This is a genomic window from Mesorhizobium sp. CNPSo 4670 (assembly GCF_057784235.1).
The window spans coordinates 102844-121408 of the sequence record NZ_JBWJFQ010000018.1; the positions used below are offsets into that span (position 1 = coordinate 102844).

The 18565-nt window shown below is 63.7% G+C and carries 20 protein-coding genes; 10 read left to right on the forward strand and 10 right to left on the reverse strand.

Annotation, left to right across the window (positions count from 1 at the left end; translation table 11 throughout):
• Positions 1-24: 24 nt before the first annotated feature.
• Positions 25-1575 (reverse strand): phospholipase D-like domain-containing protein, encoded by a 1551-nt coding sequence (locus AC0ZT5_RS25880; RefSeq protein ID WP_488498750.1) that lies wholly within the window; start codon positions 1573-1575, stop codon positions 25-27.
• A gap of 270 nt (positions 1576-1845) precedes the next feature.
• Here AC0ZT5_RS25880 and AC0ZT5_RS25885 point away from each other — a divergent pair, with 270 nt between their 5' ends.
• Positions 1846-2208 carry a hypothetical protein gene (locus tag AC0ZT5_RS25885; protein ID WP_488498751.1) on the forward strand — a complete coding sequence of 121 codons (363 nt, stop codon included), beginning with the start codon at positions 1846-1848 and terminating at the stop codon, positions 2206-2208.
• A 17-nt stretch (positions 2209-2225) separates the two neighbouring features.
• Here the strand turns inward: AC0ZT5_RS25885 and gshB are convergent, their stop codons facing one another.
• Positions 2226-3170, reverse strand: a complete 945-nt coding sequence (gshB, locus tag AC0ZT5_RS25890; protein WP_488498752.1) for a glutathione synthase — start codon at positions 3168-3170, stop codon at positions 2226-2228.
• 239 nt (positions 3171-3409) lie between these two features.
• On the opposite strand from gshB, the gene AC0ZT5_RS25895 reads away from it, so the two are divergent.
• The 9 genes from AC0ZT5_RS25895 (at position 3410) to AC0ZT5_RS25935 (ending at position 13210) form a co-directional block, all read left to right on the forward strand.
• The gene (locus AC0ZT5_RS25895; protein WP_488498753.1) at positions 3410-4696 is read left to right on the forward strand and encodes a glycosyltransferase family 2 protein; all 1287 of its coding nucleotides are present in this window, start codon (positions 3410-3412) and stop codon (positions 4694-4696) included.
• Entirely contained in the window at positions 4693-5091 is a 399-nt protein-coding gene (locus tag AC0ZT5_RS25900) for a GtrA family protein (protein WP_488498754.1), read from the forward strand. The genes AC0ZT5_RS25895 and AC0ZT5_RS25900 overlap by 4 nt, the downstream gene beginning before the upstream one ends.
• A 100-nt stretch (positions 5092-5191) precedes the next feature.
• Complete coding sequence (locus AC0ZT5_RS25905) at positions 5192-7018, forward strand: GtrA family protein (RefSeq protein WP_488498755.1); 1827 nt, start codon at positions 5192-5194, stop codon at positions 7016-7018.
• A 151-nt stretch (positions 7019-7169) separates the two neighbouring features.
• On the forward strand, positions 7170-8519 hold the full coding sequence (locus tag AC0ZT5_RS25910) for a putative bifunctional diguanylate cyclase/phosphodiesterase (RefSeq protein WP_488498756.1): 1350 nt from the start codon (positions 7170-7172) through the stop codon (positions 8517-8519).
• A 267-nt stretch (positions 8520-8786) separates the two neighbouring features.
• A complete protein-coding gene (locus AC0ZT5_RS25915) occupies positions 8787-9554 on the forward strand; it encodes an SDR family NAD(P)-dependent oxidoreductase (RefSeq protein WP_488498757.1) in 768 nt (255 codons plus the stop codon).
• Positions 9551-10510, forward strand: coding sequence for a 2-dehydro-3-deoxygalactonokinase (locus AC0ZT5_RS25920; protein WP_488498758.1), 960 nt, complete (start codon positions 9551-9553; stop codon positions 10508-10510). Before AC0ZT5_RS25915 ends, AC0ZT5_RS25920 begins: the two co-directional genes overlap by 4 nt.
• Positions 10507-11145 (forward strand): 2-dehydro-3-deoxy-6-phosphogalactonate aldolase, encoded by a 639-nt coding sequence (locus tag AC0ZT5_RS25925; protein WP_488498759.1) that lies wholly within the window; start codon positions 10507-10509, stop codon positions 11143-11145. The genes AC0ZT5_RS25920 and AC0ZT5_RS25925 overlap by 4 nt, the downstream gene beginning before the upstream one ends.
• A complete protein-coding gene (locus AC0ZT5_RS25930) occupies positions 11145-12020 on the forward strand; it encodes an SMP-30/gluconolactonase/LRE family protein (RefSeq protein WP_488498760.1) in 876 nt (291 codons plus the stop codon). The genes AC0ZT5_RS25925 and AC0ZT5_RS25930 overlap by 1 nt, the downstream gene beginning before the upstream one ends.
• Positions 12021-12133: 113 nt before the next feature.
• Entirely contained in the window at positions 12134-13210 is a 1077-nt protein-coding gene (locus tag AC0ZT5_RS25935; RefSeq protein ID WP_488498761.1) for a D-alanine--D-alanine ligase family protein, read from the forward strand.
• 97 nt (positions 13211-13307) lie between these two features.
• On the opposite strand, the gene AC0ZT5_RS25940 is transcribed toward AC0ZT5_RS25935, so the two are convergent.
• The 8 genes from AC0ZT5_RS25940 to dnaJ form a co-directional block, all read right to left on the reverse strand.
• A complete protein-coding gene (locus AC0ZT5_RS25940) occupies positions 13308-13721 on the reverse strand; it encodes a GFA family protein (protein WP_488498762.1) in 414 nt (137 codons plus the stop codon).
• A gap of 43 nt (positions 13722-13764) precedes the next feature.
• The gene (locus AC0ZT5_RS25945; protein ID WP_095083690.1) at positions 13765-14229 is read right to left on the reverse strand and encodes an SRPBCC family protein; all 465 of its coding nucleotides are present in this window, start codon (positions 14227-14229) and stop codon (positions 13765-13767) included.
• Positions 14226-14546, reverse strand: coding sequence for an ArsR/SmtB family transcription factor (locus AC0ZT5_RS25950; RefSeq protein ID WP_095084355.1), 321 nt, complete (start codon positions 14544-14546; stop codon positions 14226-14228). The genes AC0ZT5_RS25945 and AC0ZT5_RS25950 overlap by 4 nt, the downstream gene beginning before the upstream one ends.
• 302 nt (positions 14547-14848) lie before the next feature.
• Complete coding sequence (locus tag AC0ZT5_RS25955) at positions 14849-15136, reverse strand: DUF1330 domain-containing protein (RefSeq protein ID WP_477280885.1); 288 nt, start codon at positions 15134-15136, stop codon at positions 14849-14851.
• A gap of 18 nt (positions 15137-15154) precedes the next feature.
• Positions 15155-15868: an orotidine-5'-phosphate decarboxylase gene (gene pyrF / locus AC0ZT5_RS25960; RefSeq protein ID WP_488498816.1), complete on the reverse strand. Its 714-nt coding sequence runs from the start codon at positions 15866-15868 to the stop codon at positions 15155-15157.
• Between the two features lie 26 nt (positions 15869-15894).
• The gene (locus AC0ZT5_RS25965; RefSeq protein ID WP_488498763.1) at positions 15895-16491 is read right to left on the reverse strand and encodes an NADPH-dependent FMN reductase; all 597 of its coding nucleotides are present in this window, start codon (positions 16489-16491) and stop codon (positions 15895-15897) included.
• A gap of 88 nt (positions 16492-16579) precedes the next feature.
• Complete coding sequence (gene pmtA, locus AC0ZT5_RS25970) at positions 16580-17182, reverse strand: phospholipid N-methyltransferase PmtA (RefSeq protein ID WP_488498764.1); 603 nt, start codon at positions 17180-17182, stop codon at positions 16580-16582.
• Positions 17183-17335: 153 nt separating this feature from the next.
• Complete coding sequence (gene dnaJ / locus AC0ZT5_RS25975; protein WP_184872869.1) at positions 17336-18466, reverse strand: molecular chaperone DnaJ; 1131 nt, start codon at positions 18464-18466, stop codon at positions 17336-17338.
• Between the last annotated feature and the right edge of the window lie 99 nt (positions 18467-18565).

An 18565-nucleotide genomic window follows, 5' to 3' on the forward strand; every position in this document is an offset into this window, starting at 1 on the left:
GCGCAATCACCAGTATCATTCCGCCTAGAGAAGCCATTCCACCGGCAGCAGGCCGATCACGGTCAAGGCAATCCTCTTGATCCAGGTCGCGCCGGGTTCGCTCTCATGGATCACGTCCTTGCCGTTGGGCAACCTGTCTCGCCAGACGAGATCGCCATCGGCATCGAGTTCGGGCCGGTAAGCGACGTCGTCGAGCCGACCTTGAAAGGCCGCGCTGACTTGGCGGGCCATCGACGGACTTTCGATCAGAAAGCCCATCTCGCAATTGAGAAGAGCCGAGCGGGGATCAAAATTGAAGGAGCCGATGAAAATGCGCTCGTCATCCACCGCGAAGGTCTTGGCATGCAGGCTTGCGCCGGAAAGGCCAAAGGGATTGAGCTTAAGCCCATTCTCGTCCGCCATTTCGCCGCGCAGCTTCAGCTCATACAGTTTCACGCCCGATTGCAGCAAATTCTTGCGGTACTTCGCATACCCCGCATGGACGGTCAGGACGTCGGTCGTATTCATGGCGTTTGTGAGGATGCGAACGTCAAGCCCATTGCGGGCAAGTGCCGCGAAATAGTCCGTCCCGGCCCGACCTGGCACAAAATAGGCGGACACGAGCACAAGGTTACGCTTGATGCCACCCAGGATCTCCCCCAGCCTGAAAATCATCAGATGCTGACGTTCTGCCTTGCCCTCCCCTTTGACTGGGTCGTCGGCGACAAGGCGCACATCTGTCCATTCAAGCGGCGCGCGTCCATCGGCAAACTGGCTCGCGCTTGCCTCGGCGTCCAGCTTGAAAACCGCAGCCGCTTCGCTTGCCTTCACCGATTCGACCCGGGCGCGAAAGGCGGCGATATCGCCCTGGCCGTCTATGATGGTCTCCACTGCGTGAACGGACGGACTGTTCCAGTAGGCGTCGAAGACCTGCGCGGTTTCCGGCACGATCGCCCCCGTTCCCAGGACATCCATGTCGATGTAGAACGCGTCGTCACCCACCTGGAAATACTCGTCGCCGATGTTACGGCCGCCTATGATCGCCGCCGCCCCATCGACAATGAAGGCCTTGTTATGCATCCGGCGGTTCATGCGCGGGAAATCAAAGAGATAACCCATCATTTTCGGCGAACGAACGGTTGACGGGTTGAACAGACGTATTTCAAAATTCTCCTCGGCATTGAGCGCAGCCATGAAAGAGTCCAGCCCGTGAACACCGTTATCGTCGAGAAGCAGACGGACCCTGACACCACGCTGCGCCGCCCTTTCCAAAGCATCGAGCAGCAAGATGCCTGACGTGTCGTCGTGCCAGATGTAATATTGAACGTCGATTGACCGCTCGGCAGCTTCGACCAGAGCCAGCCGGCTTACCAGCGCATCATGTCCACGCTGCAGGGGAACGATGCCCGACTTGCCCGAATGCGCGCGCATCGCCTCCATCATGCGCTGTCCGAGCCTGCTCGACGGGTCAACTTTCATGGCAAGCGAGGCCACGCGTCCCGAGGTGTCGGGAAGCGGATAAAGAAAGCGCAGGGCCAAGATCGATGCTGCGGCGATCAGGACAAGAGAGACCAAACCAACCAGAACGCGCCGCATGCAAACTCCCATCCGATAACTCCAAGACTACAGGCGCCTGGCAGCTTGCCCAGCCGCACCGCGTGGGCCACAGCGCCTGAGACGGCAGTCCCTTCCCTGCAATCGAACGCCTCAGCTTCGCGCTATTGCACTGACCAACGCGTCGAAGTGGCGCCTCATCTTTTCGACCGGCACGCCCGAGAAGCCCAGAACGAGCGCCGCGTCCATTCTCGCGCCGACCGTGTAGTCCGACAACGGAAAACACTGGATGGCGGCCGCTGATGCAGATCGATGAACTGCGGCATCGTCGCGCCCGCCTTCGAGCCGGGCGATGGCATTCATCCCGCTGCCGAGACAGTCGATCCGGGCTTCCCGTGTAGCGAACGCGAACGTCCGTTCAAGGCAGCGAGCGGCGCGACCGAATTTGCCACAGCTGCGCACTTGCTGATGTCGATCCTGGCAGCGACGCGCAGTATTTACCTTATCGTGGGAGGGTACGGTGAAAAATGCTGCCGGCAAGGACGCGCCGTTCCTAGGTTGGGCTTCTCCGCAGTGGGCTACATCAGGCTGATCAAATCAAGAACATTGCAAGAATACGCATCCGCACAGGTCGCGGCCGGGTTGTGCCCGGTTGAAAAAAAGGAACATGGTTAACACAAAGTAAAAACGGACTACGTCCGCCGCTTGTCCTCGACCGCGTCCCAGAACAGGCTGGCGATGTCGGCGCCGCCAAAACGCCTGACTTCGCGCACGCCGGTCGGTGACGTGACGTTGATCTCGGTCATGTAGTCGCCGATGACGTCGATGCCGACGAGGATAAAGCCGCGCGCTTTCAGCGCCGGCCCGATGCGGGCGCAGATCTCGCGCTCGCGCGTCGTCAGCTCGGTCTTTTCGGCGCGGCCGCCGACATGCATGTTGGAGCGGGAATCGTGCTCGGCCGGCACCCTGTTGATGGCACCGACCGGTTCGCCGTCGATCAGGATGATGCGCTTGTCGCCCTTGCGCACATCCTTCAAATAGCGCTGCACGATATAGGGCTCGCGGAACATCTGGCCGAACATTTCGAGCAGCGAGGCAAGGTTGCGGTCGGCCTCCAGCATGTGGAAGATGCCGGCGCCGCCATTGCCGTAGAGCGGCTTGATGATGATGTCGCCGAACTCCTTGCGGAAGGCGGCGACTTCGAGCGGATCCTTGGTGATCAGCGTGTCCGGCATCAGGTCGGGAAACTCGGTGACGAAGATCTTTTCCGGGCTGTTGCGCACCCAGGCCGGGTCGTTGACCACCAACGTCCCGGGGTGGATGCGTTCGAGGATATGCGTGGTGGTGATGTAGTTCATGTCGAAGGGCGGGTCCTGGCGCAGTAGGACGACATCCATTTCCGCCAGATCGGTGCGCACCTTTTCGCCGAGCGAATAATGGCTGCCCTTCTCGTCGCGCACCTGCATCTCCTCGATGCGGGCAAACACCTTGCCGTCGCGCAGCGACAGCCGGTCGGGCGTGTAGTGGAACAGCTGATGGCCGCGCCGCTGCGCCTCCAGCGACAGCGCGAAGGACGTGTCGCCGGCGATCGACACGGTGGAGATGTGGTCCATCTGGACGGCGATTTTCAGCTTCATGGCAAGTCTCCGGCGGCTCGGATGGGGCGACTGTCTTGCCTGTACAGGCTCACTGACCGTCTGCCAATCGCGACATTTTGAAGATTGGCATCAGACAACCGCAAGCCCGCCCTGCCTTCCGATTGGAGACAAGGCGAGGCTGCGCGTCATCGCTTTCTTAAGCCTTGCCGTGCAACGGTAAGTCCGAATGCGCCCGGCCGAACTGACGCAGGGCCGGGCACTCGATGGAACAACGACCAATGAACGCCGTCACCGCCATCCGCGCCACCGCAACCAAACAGCTCGAACTCACCATCCTCATGCCCTGCCTCAACGAGGCCGAGACGCTCGCCGTCTGCATCGGCAAGGCGAAAACCTTCCTCGACAAGGCGGGCATCTCCGGCGAGGTGCTGATCGCGGACAATGGCAGCACCGACGGATCGCAGGCGATTGCCGCGGAAGGTGGCGCCCGTGTCGTCCCGGTGGCGCAGAAAGGCTATGGCGCAGCCCTTTTGGGCGGCATCGCGGCTGCCAAGGGCCGCTTCATCATCATGGGCGACGCCGACGACAGCTATGATTTCGGCGCGCTGGAAGCCTTCGTCGCGCGGCTGCGCGACGGCGCCGACCTGGTCATGGGCAATCGCTTCCAGGGCGGCATCGAGGCCGGCGCCATGCCGCCGCTGCACCGCTACCTCGGCAATCCGGTGCTGAGCTTTGTCGGCCGCCTGTTCTTCCGCATCAAGACCGGTGATTTCCATTGCGGCCTGCGCGGCTTCAATGCCGACAGCATCAGGAAGCTCGACCTGCAGACCACCGGCATGGAATTCGCCAGCGAGATGGTGGTGCGCGGCGCCCTAGCCGGCCTGCGCATCGAGGAAGTGCCGACCACGCTCAAGCCCGACGGCCGCAGCCGGCCGCCGCATCTGAGAACCTGGCGCGATGGCTGGCGACACCTGAAGTTCCTACTGGTCTACAACCCGCGCTGGATGTTCTTCATCCCGGGCACGGTGCTCGGCGGCCTTGGCATACTGTTCGCGGCGCTGCTGGTGTTCGGGCCGCTGCGCGTGATCGACAATCTGTCGCTCGACCTCAACACCTTCGTCGCCGCCTGTTTCATGGTCGTCACCGGCGTCCAGCTCATCACTTTCGGCGCCATTTCGCGATACTATGCCGAGATAACCGGTATCCTGCCGCCAAGCCGCCGTTCAGACTGGCTGACCAGAACCATCAGCACCGACCGTCTCGCCGCCAATGCTGGCATCTGCTTTGCCGGCGGCGTCTTGTTCTTCGGCTATGCCGTTGCGCGCTGGGCGCATCTCGGCTTCGGCCCGCTGAACGATTCCGAAATCCCGCGCATCGTCGTGCTGGGCCTGAGCCTGATCGTCATTTCCTTCCAGGTCTTCTTCTCGGCCTTTCTGCTCGGTGTCCTGGAAATACCGGTCAAGCGGCTGAAGTATGGGCGGACCGGTCAATCCGGTGAACTGCCGGCCAATGAATTGCCGGCCAGTGAATCGCCGGATAACCAACTGCCGGCGCGCAACGCATGAGCGAAGCATTGCCGGTCTTTGTCCGGACGCGCCTGTTCCGGTTCCTGACGGTCGGCGTCGGCGCCGCATTGCTGCTGTTCGTCCTATCGTGGCTCCTGGTGTCGCTGGGCTTTTCGCCCTTCATAGGCAGTGTCGTCGCCTATGCGATCACTTTCGTTGTCGCCTATAGCGCGCAGCGCGGCTGGACATTCGGCGGCCAGCACGATCATGCCAGCGCCATGCCGCGCTATCTTGCGCTGCAGGTCGGATGCGCGCTGTTTTCGGGCCTGGTGTCGCATCTGGCGGTCACCCGTTTCGGCATGTCGGCGCTTGCCATGTCGGCGCTGATGACGGTTGCCGCAAGCTCGGTGAGCTACATTCTGTCGTCGCTGTGGGTGTTTCCGGCGCGCGATTGATGCATGCGCCCAAAAGTGGCGCAAAATCGCCCCGCTTTACGCTTTGTGAAGCGGCCAGCGTTAGCGTGCGCCGGGTAGACACAGGCTGAAAGCCCACTCCATGACCACCGCTCATACTGCGATGCTTTCCAAAGACGGGGCACGCGCCTCCTGGCGATCGGACCTCATGCTGGCGCTGCTTGCCACGCTCGGCTTCCTTGTCGTCAACGCCTGGGCCGGTTTCCCGGCGCTGAGCAATGCCGGTGGCGACAATGACGATCTGTTGCGGCTGGTTGAAGTGCGCGACCTCTTGGCCGGCCAGGGCTGGTTCGACCTGCATCAATACCGGATGGGCCTGGAAGGCGGCTTCGTCATGCATTGGTCGCGGCTGGTCGATGCACCGATCGCCGCCATTGTGCTCGGCGTATCGAGCCTGACCGGCAACACCCTGCTTGCCGAGAACGTTGCGCAGGTGGCGTGGCCGGCGCTGCTTTTCGGCCTGACCATGGTCTTCATCATTCGCGCCGCGCGCAGCTTTGCCGGCGATGGCGCGGTGCTGCCCGCCCTCATCGTCGGCGCAGCAGCGCTGTATTTCATCGGCATCTTCGAGCCGGCCGCGCTCGATCATCACAATGTCCAGCTGATGCTGACCGTCGCCAGCCTGAGTTTCCTGCTCGAAGCGCGTCTGCGCAGGTCGGCGGCGTTCCTTGCCGGCCTGTGCGCCGCGTTGACCCTGGCCGTCGGCATGGAGACCGCCCCCTACGTCGCCGCCATCGGCGTCTGCGTGGCGACGCTGTTTGCCTTTGACGCATCAGGCGAAAGACTGATCGCCAGGGATTTCGGCCTTGGCTTTGCCGGCGTCGCGGCGCTTGTCTTCGTCGCCACCGTCCCGCTATCGGCCTGGGGCCAGGCGCAATGCGATGCCTTCTCGACGATGCAGCTCGTCGTCGCCGCCCTTGCCGGAACCGGGCTTGCGGCGATCGCCTCGCTCGAAGCGGCCGGGCGCGGGCAACGGCGGCTGTCGCTTGGCGTGCTCGGCGTCGCGCTCGGCGCGGTCCTCTTTTTGCTGTTCCCGCAGTGCCTCGCGTCACCCTATGCGGGGCTCGATCCGCGCCTGAAGACGTTGTGGCTCGATCATGTCGACGAGGCGCAGTCGCTGTTCCAGCTCGCCGCCCACGATCCCGCCGAGCTGGCGGCGCGCTATGCCACGCCGTTGGTGGCGCTCGTTCTGATGGTGTTACGCGTGCGCCGTGGCGTCTGGCGGCGCCAGGACAGCCTCGTCGCCACGCTGCTGGTCGTGGCGTTCCTCGTCAGCGTCTGGCAAGTGCGCGGCTCGACATTCTCGATTGCCTTCGCGGTGATCCCGCTTTCGGCCTGGATCGCCAAATGGCGGCAACGGGCCGAAACCAGCCCGTCGCGCGGCTCGGTGCTGCGGATGGCCGCGGCCTGGCTCATCTCGGTGAACTCGATCTGGTCGGGCGCCGCCCAGGCGGCGTCGGCGGCGTTTGCAACTGGTGTAAAAATCACCGGCGACGCCAGTGTCGGCGCGAGCGTCGACCCGTCCTGCCAGGCCAAGGCCACCTTCGCCACACTAGGCAGGTTGCCCGATACCACCGTGCTTGCCGTCTCCAATATCGGATCGCCGATCCTGGTGTACTCCCGGCATCGCGTGTTCGCCGGACCCTACCACCGCAACGTCGCTGGAGACCTGCTTGCGCTCGACGCTTTCCTCGGTTCCGATGCGCAAGCCAGGTCGATCGTCGGCGATCATCACGTCGGCCTTGTCGCGCTGTGCCGCGGCAACTCGGAAAGCCAGCTTCTGGCCTCCACCGCGCCGGACGGCTTTCTTGCCGGGCTGATGCGCGGCAACGTGCCGGAATGGCTGGAGCCGATCGCGGACACGAAGGGCGCCTCGCTCGAACTCTACCGTGTCCGGCCCAGGGGCTGAGGGTGGCCTGAAACAAGGGCTGGACGCACCTCGCGCCATCCCTCCGTATACGACGCGCTTTACCCGCGAATAATCGATTTGGCGATACCTTTCCTAAAGGGTTTGCTGCCAGTCTGAAGCTAAATTCCGAAGTCACAAAACAGGGACACCGATGCAAACTTCGTTTGGCACCGGTCAGGCAAACAGGGAGAGCACGGATCTGGCGTTTACCGATCCGTTGACCGGGCTTGGCAACCATCGCCGCTTCTTCGACAAGGTCGATCGCCTGATCAGCGACCGAGCCGACGACCCGGCGCCGTTTACCGTCGGCATTCTCGACCTCGACGGCTTCAAGCCGATCAACGACCTGTTCGGCCACAAGGCCGGTGACGATATCCTGATCCAGGTCGCGATGCGGCTGCGCGCCTCGATGGACGGCCATTCCACCGTCTGCCGCATCGGCGCCGACGAATTCGCCTATCTCTACCCGATGGTCTTCAGCGAGGAGGCGGCGGCAGAGAAATCCCGCATGCTGATCGAGATTCTTTCGGCGCCCTATGATGTCGGCGAACGCACCGCCAGGCTTTCGGCCTCGGTCGGCTGTTCGCTGTTCTATTCGGGCGACGAGACCACCGAGATCCTCATCAACAAGGCAGAGACGGCGCTCTACCACGCCAAGCGCTCCGGCCGTGGCCGCGTCGTCGTCTACACCCGCGAGATGGAAGAGGCGGCCAAGCGCGTCACCCGCATCGAACAGGCGCTGCGCCGCGCCGTCTCGGCCGGCGAGGTGGAGCCGCATTTCCAGCCCATCGTCGACCTCAGCACGCGCCGCACCATCGGTTTCGAGACGCTGGCGCGCTGGACCGATCGCGACCTCGGCTCGGTGCCGCCAACGGTGTTCATTCCGATTGCCGAGGAGCGTGGCATCATCGGCCCGCTGTCGCAGCTGGTGCTGCGCAAGGCGACCGAAGCGGCCAGAAGCTGGCCGAAGGACCTGTTCCTGTCGTTCAACCTGTCGCCCTCGCAGCTCGTCGACCAGAACACCGGCCTGCATATACTGGCGATCCTCGAGCGCACCGGCTTCGATCCGCGACGGCTCGAGATCGAGATCACCGAGACCGGCCTGATGAACGATCCAGCTTCGGCCGAGAAGATCGTCGAGGATCTGCGTCGCGTCGGCATCCGCGTTTCGCTCGACGATTTCGGCACCGGCCAGTCGTCGCTCGGCCGCTTGCGCGAATTCCATTTCGACAAGCTCAAGATTGATCGCGCCTTCGTCTCTTCCATTCTCGACGACCGTCCGTCCGAACACATCATCCGCGCCATTCTCGCCATGTGCGAGGGGCTCGGCATGGATGTGGTCGCTGAAGGCATCGAGCAGGAGGCGCAGGCCGACCGCCTGGTCCAGTTCGGCTGCGCCGGCGGGCAGGGCTATCTGTTCGGCAAGCCGGTCGATGCCGACGCCACGCTCGGCTACCTCCGCGATTCCTTCCGCGGCGCCTTGCACGCCAAGGCGGTCTGACCGGCGATCTCGAAGCGGTCCGCGATCCCGATGATGCCGCCGTGCACGTCCTGTGCGGCGCATTGTCGTTTTGTCTGACATAAGCCAGCAAATCCGCCTTTTCGCCCTTGCCCGCACGACGTGTCTGGCTAGGATGCGCGCCGGCCTGACTACAGCGCCGCGCGCCCTTCAGGACGCGCAAAGGACGCCGTAGCACTTTTGTATTTGCGCATGATCCTTTCCGAAAATCGGTCCGATTTTCGGGTCATGCGCGGGGAGACAACAGATATGATGGCATCGGCGCATTTTGCCGACCTCGAAGGAGCCTCGGTGCTGATCACCGGCGGCGGCTCCGGAATTGGCGCGGCACTGACCGAGGGTTTTGTGCGCCAGGGCGCCAACGTCGCCTTCATCGACATCGCCGACGGCCCCAGCACTGCCCTTGCCGACCGCATCGAGAAAGCGTTCGGCCGCCGGCCGCTGTATCTCAAGACCGACCTGCGCGACGTCGAGGCCTTGCGGACCTCGGCAGCCAGGGCGGCCGACGCGCACGGCGATGTCACCGTGCTGGTCAACAATGCGGCGCTTGACGAGCGCCACGCCGTCGAAGACGTGACGGTGGAATTCTGGGACAACAACCAGGCGATCAATCTCAGACCGCATTTCTTCACCGCGCAAGCGGTGGCGCCGGGCATGAAGCGGGCCGGCGGCGGCTCGATCATCAATTTCACCTCGACGTCCTACCTGATCAATCACCCCGACATGCCGGCCTACACCGCCGCCAAGGCCGGCATCCTCGGTCTGACCAAGGGGCTGGCCGGCAAGCTCGGCGTCGACGGCATCCGCGTCAACGCCATTGCGCCCGGCTGGGTGATCACCGAGCGGCAAAAGGAGCTCTGGGTGACCGAACAGGCGCTTGCCGCCCATGTCGCCAAGCAGTGCATCAAGCAGGTGATGCAGCCCGACGACATCGTCGGCACGGTGCTGTTCCTCGCCTCGGATGCCTCGCGCATGCTAACCGCGCAGATGCTGATCATCGATGGAGGTTTCCTGTGAGCCCAGGGTTTGCCGGCAACGCGCCGGCGGTAGCTGCCGTCGACTGGGGCACGACCCGCATGCGGGTCTGGCTGATCGGCAAAGACGGCAAGGTTCTTGCCGAACGCCGTGGCGACGATGGCCTGATCACCGCCCAGCAAAAGGGCTTTTCGACCATTCTCGAAGGGCATCTGGTGGCGATGGCCGCGCCGCAGGCGCTGCCCGTCATAATCTGCGGCATGGCCGGCTCGCGCCAGGGCTGGCTCGAGGCACCCTATGTCACCGTTCCGGCGCCGCTCAGCGCCGTCTTGGCGGGTGCCGCGCGGGTACCCGGCCAGCACCGCGACATCCGCATCGTGCCGGGCCTCGCTCAGCGCCAGATCGATGCGCCCGACGTCATGCGCGGCGAGGAAACGCAGCTTGCCGGCGCCGGCCTGCCGGCCAAAGGACGCCAGCTGGTCTGCATGCCCGGCACCCATTCGAAATGGGTGCCGGTCGAGGACGGCGCCGTTGCCGGCTTCGGCACCTGGCCGACCGGCGAGCTGTTTTCCGTGCTAGCCGCGCACTCGATCCTGCGCCATTCGCTCGGCGAACATCCCAAGCCGGTCACCCCTAGCAATCCATTCTTCCGCAGCTGGTGCAAAACCGCATTGACTGAGGGCGGCGATGTCACCTCGAGGCTGTTCTCCATCCGCGCCGCCGGTCTGCTGCAGGATCTGAAGGCTGACGATGCCGCCGCTTGCCTGTCCGGCCTGCTGATCGGTGGCGAGATCGCCTCGGCCAGCCGCCGCCATGGCGCCGGCGCCGAACCTGTCGTGCTGGTGGCGTCCGGTGCGCTTGCAGCACTTTACCAGGCCGCCCTCGGCCTTGCCGGACTTAAGGTCCGCACCGTCGATGCCGACGAGGCGGTGCGTGCCGGTCTCATCGAAGCGGCACGCGAGAACGGCATGATCGCCAGAACCGGAGCAGCCCCATGAGCCAGACCGCACTTTTCCCGAAGCTCAAGCGCGGCCTGGTCGCCATCCTGCGCGGGCTCAAGCCGGTCGAATCGATCGCGATCGGCCAGGCGCTGTTCGACGCCGGCATCGAGGCGATCGAAGTGCCGCTCAACTCCCCGGAGCCGTTTTCGTCGATCGCCCACATCGTCGAAGTGCTGCCGAAAACGGCGCTGGTCGGCGCCGGCACGGTGCTGACGCCTGCCGATGTCGATGGCTTGCACAAGGCCGGCGGGCGGCTGTTGGTCAGCCCCAACATCGATGCCGAAGTGATGGCGAGAGCAATGCACTACGGCATGGTGACGATGCCCGGCGTGTTCACGCCCACCGAAGCCTTCCAGGCGATCCGGCTCGGCGCTTCGGCGTTGAAATTCTTTCCGGCGAGCGTGCTCGGAGCGGCAGGCATTTCCGCGATCCGGGCGGTGCTGCCGGCGCAGACATTGGTCGGTGCGGTCGGTGGCGTTTCGGAAAAGGACTTTGCCGGCTACAAGGCCGTCGGCGTGACGGTGTTTGGTCTCGGCTCCAGCCTGTTCAAGCCGGGCATGAGTGTCGACGACGTAGCGGCACGCGCACACGCCGCCGTCGCGGCCTGGGATGCAGTGTTCGGAGAAGCATGATGAGCGAGGTTTCGGTTTTTTCCGACCACATCTGCCAGCTCGGCGAAGGGCCGAGCTACGATCCCGCCACCGATGCGCTATTCTGGTTCGACATCGTCAACGGCCAGCTTCTGGAAAAGCCGGTGGCCGGCGGCGCATTGAAAATCCACGAGCTTGGCCAGATGGCAAGCGCCATCGCCATCATCGACCACCAGCGCCAGCTGATCGCCACCGAGACCGGCCTCCATGTCCGCAACGTCGCCACCGGCAAGATGACGCTGCACACGCCGATCGAGGCCGACAATCCGCTGACGCGTTCCAACGATTCCCGCGTCCATCCCTGCGGTGCCTTTTGGGTCGGCACGATGGCCAAGGACGAGGGCAAGGGCGCGGGCTCGATCTACTGGTTCTTCAAGGGCGAGCTGCGCAAACTGTTTTCCGGCATCACCGTGTCGAACTCGATCTGCTTTTCCGAGGACGGGACGATCGCCTACTACACCGACACCGCGACCGGCCTTTTGATGCGCGTCGCCTGCGATCCGGCGACGGGCCTACCGGTTGGCGAATCGAATGTGTTCGTCGACCATCGCTCGTCGAAGGGCTACGTCGACGGCTCGGTCGTCGACCGTGACGGCGTGGTGTGGAATGCGGTCTGGGGCGGTAAGGTGGTGAAGGCCTATTCGCCCGGTGGTACATTGTTGCGCGAAATTCCCATGCCGGTGACGCAGGCGTCCTGCCCGGCCTTTGTCGGCGCCAAAGCCGACCGGCTGGCGGTGACCTCGGCTTGGAAGGGCAAGGACGACAAGCAGCGCAAGCTCGATCCGCAGGCGGGCATGACCTTCCTGCTCGACGTCAAGGTCAACGGCCGTTTCGAGCCGCGCGTGCTGATCGCCTGATCGACCGCGGTCGGCCGCTGCGTTGTCACGCAACCGTCCGACCCGGTCGGTTTCGCGGGAGCCGATTGCCCTCGCCATGCGATGGTAGGCGACTCCATCGCTGGAAAACCGTCATGACGAGCCAAAAAAAGCCAAAACTGATCCTCGTCCATGAGCCGGAAAAAGCCTGCTTCGACCGTCTCGTCGCCGACGGTCATGCACCGGAGCGTGCCGCCGAAATCGCTTCCTATCTGGCACAGTCGACCGATCTCGCTCATGACTTCGATGCGCTCGCCGCCGCTTGCCAGGCACGCGGCCTGTCGTTCACGCCGGTGGCGCTCGACGATGCCGCAGGCGTGCTCGCCGGCGAGCATCCTAGCACGACACTGGTGTGGACGCTGACCGACGGCATCGCTTATTTCCGGGGCGGTGCCGCACCCGCCTTGGCGAGGCTCGGCGGGTTCAAGACGATCGGCGCCGACGATGCGCTGTTTGCGCTTTGCCAGGACAAGTTCCGTTCCGGCGCGGTGCTTGGCGCGCTCGGTCTGCCGGTGCCGCAAGCCGGTCTTGCGCGCGACGGCAAATGGCTGGTGGAGCCGCCGGCGTCGGCCGCAGGCTGGTTCGTCAAGCCCAACCGGCTAGGTGCCAAGATAGGCATCTGGGCGGATTCGCGCACCGGCGATCTCGGCCACGCGCTGGAGCTTAGCCGGCGTGTCTTTGCGGCCTATCGCGACGATGTCGTCGTCCAGCCCTACGTTGCCGGCCGCAACGTGCGCGCCAGTTTCCTCGGCTTGGTGCCGGGCGCGGGGGTCGAAGCGCTTGGTGTGGCCTTTGTCGATTCTGGCGCCGATTTCCAGACCATGGCGGACAGCCTGGCGCTTTACGGCGACACTGGCGAGGCGGCGAAGGCGGCCGGACACTATGCCGAACCGGAGCTCGTTCCGGTCGCCGACAGCCAGCCGGTCGCCGACGCCAGGGCTCGCGCGATCGCCGAGCGGCTGATGAGCGGGCTTGGCCTGCGCGATGTGTTTTCCATCGACCTTCGCGTCGAGGCCGATGACACGGTCCACCTGATCGAGTTCGAGGTCTGCCCCGGCCTGCCTTGCTTCGATTTCCGCACCTACTGCCGCCAGCAATGGGATCTCGAGCTTGCCGACGCCATGGCCGAAACCGCTGCCAGCCGGCTACTCGGCCAAAACCACCATATTTGAACGCGCGGCGGCGCATCCGGAAATGCTCGGGCGCCGCCACGAGCGCAATCGCCCGCGACGAGCGCCCGACATGACATGACAGCCCGAGGCGAACCCGCTATCCCGGCATTCGCTCGAATTTCTGCAACGCGGGGTCGATCGTGTCCCATGCATGCCCGCGGATGGCGTATGTGACCACCTGCGGGTCGAATTGGCCGGGGTCGTCAAGGCTGGTCGCGTTGACCGCAATCAGGTCCGGCATGGCGACGAACGTCAGGTAGACCGGCGTTCCACAGGTCGGGCAGAAGGCGTGGACTTTTTCGTTGCCGCTGTCGCCTCTCACACGCCAGGTGGTCGCCTCGCCTGCAATTTTCATGTCGGCGCGCCGTCCGAAGGTCAGATAGGATCCGTGGCCGGTGCCTGCGCGCTTCTGGCAGTCGAGGCACTGGCAGTGGTTCTGGAAGATCGGCTCGCCGCTGGTTTCATAGCGGATCGCGCCGCATGCACAGCCGCCGATATAGTGCTTCGTCATTGTCGTTCTCCACTGGCCTGGTTCTGCATGATATCGCAGGGCATCAGGCCGATTTCGGCTTGGCGAAAAGGTCGATGCCGCTGCCGGTTTCGAGGAAGGATTTCATGCTGGACAGCACCGCCGGCCATCCCTGGCTGACGCCTTTCGCCATGCCGCTGCCGGCTTCGAGTTCGTCATGGGTGACGGTCAGTCGCACCATGGTGTCGTATTCCTCGATGCCGAACGTCACCCGGCTGTATTGTGAGGGATCGTTGGCTTGCGAAGCGTTCGCCCAGGTGATGACGAGACGGGTCGGCGGCGAGATCTCGACGACCTTGCCGACGAGTTCGACGGTCCGCTCGTCATTGGCGCGGATATGCTCCCATGTTGATCCCGGCTTCCAGTCGGAGACGTTCTCGTGGCCCCAGTAGCGTTTCGCAATGTCAGGCCTGGTTATGGCCTCGAACACTTTTTGCGGCGTCGATTTGATGTAGGTCACGTAGACAAAGCTGGTCGTCTCTCTGGTCATTGGTCCTCTCCTTCGAGTTCTTGCTTCAGATCGTGCAGCAGGCTGAGCCGCTGCCGTTCGAATTTCCGCACCCACCGCTCGTAGACTTCGTGCAGCGGCACGGGGTTGATAAAATGCAGTTTTTCCCGGCCGCGCTTGACCGTGCTCACCAGGTTCGCCGCTTCCAGCAGGTCGATGTGCTGGGTGGCGGATTGCCTCGCCATGTCCAGGTTTTCGCAAAGCTGACTGAGGGTCTGCCCGTTCTTCTCGCAAAGAAGGTCAAGCAGCCTTCTGCGTGTCGGGTCGCCCAGTGCCTTGAAAACCTTGTCAGCGTCCATCAGCCTCACTCGTTGGTTTGTGAGGTGTTATATGCAGGTAAATACCTGCATGTCAACTGGCAACCAACCCGGTCGCTTTCACCTTGCGCGAAAGCGACTCTGGCTCGGCAGTCGATTGTTGGATGCGCCGCCCATGCAGCGGTCGTTGTCGAACGGCTCCGCCCGGCTGTCGGCCAGGGCATAGCGAAACTGCCTGGCCTTCAAGCATTAGCTGATCGGAAGCTCGGCTTAGCGGGGCGGAGCCAAGGGAAGGGGACCGTGAGGACTTCGTCTGACGCGCCGCCAGGCTCTGGTCGATGGCCTCAGATGCCTTCGACGAGAACGATCTCGCCGTCGGCGACCTTCTGGCGGATGGCGACCGCGCGCTGGTATTCCGGCGAGTGGTAGCAATCGTGCGCCACGGCGAGCGATTCGAACTCGATGATGACGTTGCGGGCGCGCCCGACACCCTCGGCCAGCTCATGCGCACCGCCGCGCGCCAGGAATTTCGCGCCGAAACGGTCGAAGGCCAGCTTCGAGGCGGCGACATACTCCTTGTAGCCTTCGGCATCGCGCACATCGACGCGGGCGATCCAGTATCCCTTAGGCATTCTTCTTCTCCCTGTTGCTTACGCTGAGCGCATTTCGGCGACGATGGCTTCGGCTGCTTCTCGTCTGTTGGCCGACGCGACGATCGGCCGGCCGACGACGAGATGGCTGGCGCCGTTGCGGATCGCTTGTGCCGGCGTCACCACGCGCTTCTGGTCGCCATGGTCGCTGCCCGCCGGCCGGATGCCGGGCGTCACCACCGCCATGTCGGGCCCGACGATGCGGCGCACCGCTTCCGCTTCCGCGGCCGAGCAGACGATGCCTCCCATACCGGCATGCAGCGCCTGTTCAGAGCGCCGCAGCACCAGCGTATGCGGGTCGTATTCATAGCCGACGTCGATCATGTCCTGCTCGTCCATCGAGGTCAGCACGCTGACCGCCAGCAGGCAAAGGCCGCTACCCCTGGCCGCCTCCACCGCCGCCGCCATCGCCTTTGGATAGGCGTGGATGGTCAGCATGGTCACGCCCATCTTGACGATGTTCTCGACGCCCTTGGCCACCGTGTGGTCGATGTCGAGCAGCTTCATGTCGAGGAAGATCTTCGTTCCGCCGCTGGCCAGTTCCCTGGCAAGGTCGAGCCCGCCGGCAAAGGCCAGCTGGTAGCCTATCTTGTAGAAGGAGACGACGCCGTCGAGTTCGCGCACCGCCCGTTCGGCCTCCTGCACGGTCGGCACATCGAGGCCGACGATCAGTCTTTCCTGCATGGATTTGGCCTGTATCGATGGGACCTGGATGGATTTTGCCCGCATGGTATCGGCGATCACGCCTCGATCCGGGTCGACAGCATGCGCGAGGTTTCGATCAGCGTGCGGCATAGGTGCTCCATCGATTTGTACAGTCTTTCGTCGCGGAAATTGCCGCCCTCGTCGAAGGCGCTGCCGCCCTCCGGCACCGAGCATTCCGGCGTCACCACCTCCATCTGGCAACGCACCAGCACGGCGCGCAGATGGTTGATGCAGCGGGTTCCGGCAAAATGCCCGTTGGAGGACGAGCAGAGGCCGGCCACCTTGCCGGCCAGTGGCCTGACCGTCCGGCTGCCATCCCTGCGCACCCGGCTCACCCAGTCGATCGTGTTCTTGAGCAGCGGCGGAATCGAGCCGTTATATTCGGGGGTGGCGATCAGCAACCCGTCATGGGCGATGACCAGACGGCCAAGTTTCAGGGCGTTTACGGGAACGCCCTTTTCCTTTTCCAGATCCTCGTCGAGGATCGGCAGGGGATAGTCGGCGAGCGAGATGCGGGTCACCTCCGCGCCTTGCATGGCGAGCTCCTTTTGCGCCACGTCGGCGGTCCTGCCGCTGTAGGCGCCGCTGCGCACCGAGCCGGCGAAGACGAGGATTTTCGGGATCACTGCCATTGGCCAACCTTGTTCCCGGACAGGTACAGCCAGAGGCGGCTCAAATCAACGCACCTGCCCAAAAATCAAGGTCGAAATGCAGGTCGCCCTAATGCGCCTCGCGCCGGTAGATCCACAGCTGCGTCGGCGGGATGTTGCGGAAGATGAAATCGAAATGCTTGACCGTGTAGTCGCCACGGCCGGCCGGGATCGGCGACATCGGTCCGTAGGTCAGCTGCACGATCGGCCGTCCGGGCGGGATGCGGTCGAGCAGGCTTTCGATATAGGCGATGCGCTGGGCCACCGGAAAATTGAGCAGCGGCACGCCGGAAACCACGGAATCGAAGATCATCCCGCTCTTCTCGCCAAGCGTGGCGTTGAGGTTGAAGGCATCGCCCTCGATGACGTTGACGCCGGGATAGAGTTGCCGCAGGTGGCGAACAAAGTCGGTGGAATATTCGACAGCGTAGAGATTTTCGGGCCGCACCCCCTGGGCCAGGATGGCGCGGGTGATGACGCCGGTGCCGGGACCGACCTCAAGCACCGGCAGGCCGGATTTCGGATTGACGATCGAGGCCATCTTGCGGGCGGTGATCGAGCTGGTCGGCACGATCGAGCCGACCGTCTTCGGCTTGTCGATCCAGCCCTTGAAGAATTTGAGCTCGTCGTCGAACTTTTCGGCAAGCGCCTTGCGCAGTCCGGGACGTGTCATGCAAGCTCTCCTCAGCACTCCCCCCAAATTACTTAACATCTGAGCAGCGCAAGGCAAGGCGTGGTCAGACGCATGTCGTGGATAAGATAAGTTTCGTCGCGTCTCAAGACGCGACGCATTTCACGAAATCACGCGGTTTGCCTTGAATTCCCATCAGCGCTCGCCGAAGGATTCGAAGAAATCCTTCATGCGGGTGAAAAAGCCACTCGATTGGGGCGAATTGTCCTGCGAGGAGAGCTGTTCGAACTCCTCTAGCAACTCGCGCTGGCGGCGGGTGAGGTTCTGCGGCGTCTCGACCGCGGTCTGGATGTAGAGGTCGCCGACATTGGGCTGGCGCAGCACCGGCATGCCCTTGCCCTTGAGCCGGAACTGGCGGCCGTTCTGTGTGCCTTCCGGCACTTTCACCTTGGTCTGCGTGCCATCCAGCGTCGTCACCTCGAAGGAGCCGCCAAGGGCGGCAGTCGTCATCGAGATCGGCACCTTGCAATAGAGATCGGCGCCGTCGCGCTGGAAGAACTCGTGTGGCTTGACCGCAAGGAAAATATAGAGGTCGCCCGACGGTCCGCCGCGCAGGCCGGCCTCGCCCTCATTGGCAAGGCGGATGCGGGTGCCGTCCTCGATGCCGGCCGGGATGTTGACCGACAGCGAACGCTCTTCGGTGACGCGGCCCTGGCCGGCGCATTTCGGGCACGGGTCCTTGATGGTCTGGCCGCGCCCTTGGCATTGCGGGCAGGTCCGTTCGATCGAGAAGAAGCCTTGCGTGGCGCGCACCTTGCCGTGGCCGTTGCACATCGAGCAGGTGACAGGCTGGGTGCCGGGCTTGGCGCCGCTGCCCGAGCATTCCGAGCAGGAGATCGATGCCGGCACGCGGATCTGCGCGGTCTTTCCCGCGTAGGCTTCCTCCAGCGAGATCTCCATATTGTAGCGCAGGTCGGCGCCGCGCTCACGGCCGCCCGACGAGCGGCGCTGGCGCCCGCCCATCATGTCGCCGAAAATATCCTCGAAAATGTCGGCGAAGCCGCCGGCGCCGAAGCCTTGGGCGCCGCCATTCATGCCACCCTGCTCGAAGGCCGCGTGACCGAAACGGTCATAGGCCGCGCGCTTTTGCGGGTCCTTCAGCGTCTCGTAGGCTTCGTTGATTTCCTTGAACTTGTGCTCGCAGGAATGATCGCCGGGATTGCGGTCGGGATGGAACTGCATGGCGAGCTTGCGGAAAGCGCTCTTGAGCTCCTTCTCGTCGGCGCCTTTCTGGACGCCCAGCGTTTCGTAGAAATCAGCTTTCATTTTTTCCCGCAGTCCGGATGTTCAACGTCTTGATGCATATGTTGCGTCGCTTGCCGGCACGTTGTCTCGATTTAGGAGCGGTGCTGCCCGGATGCTAGG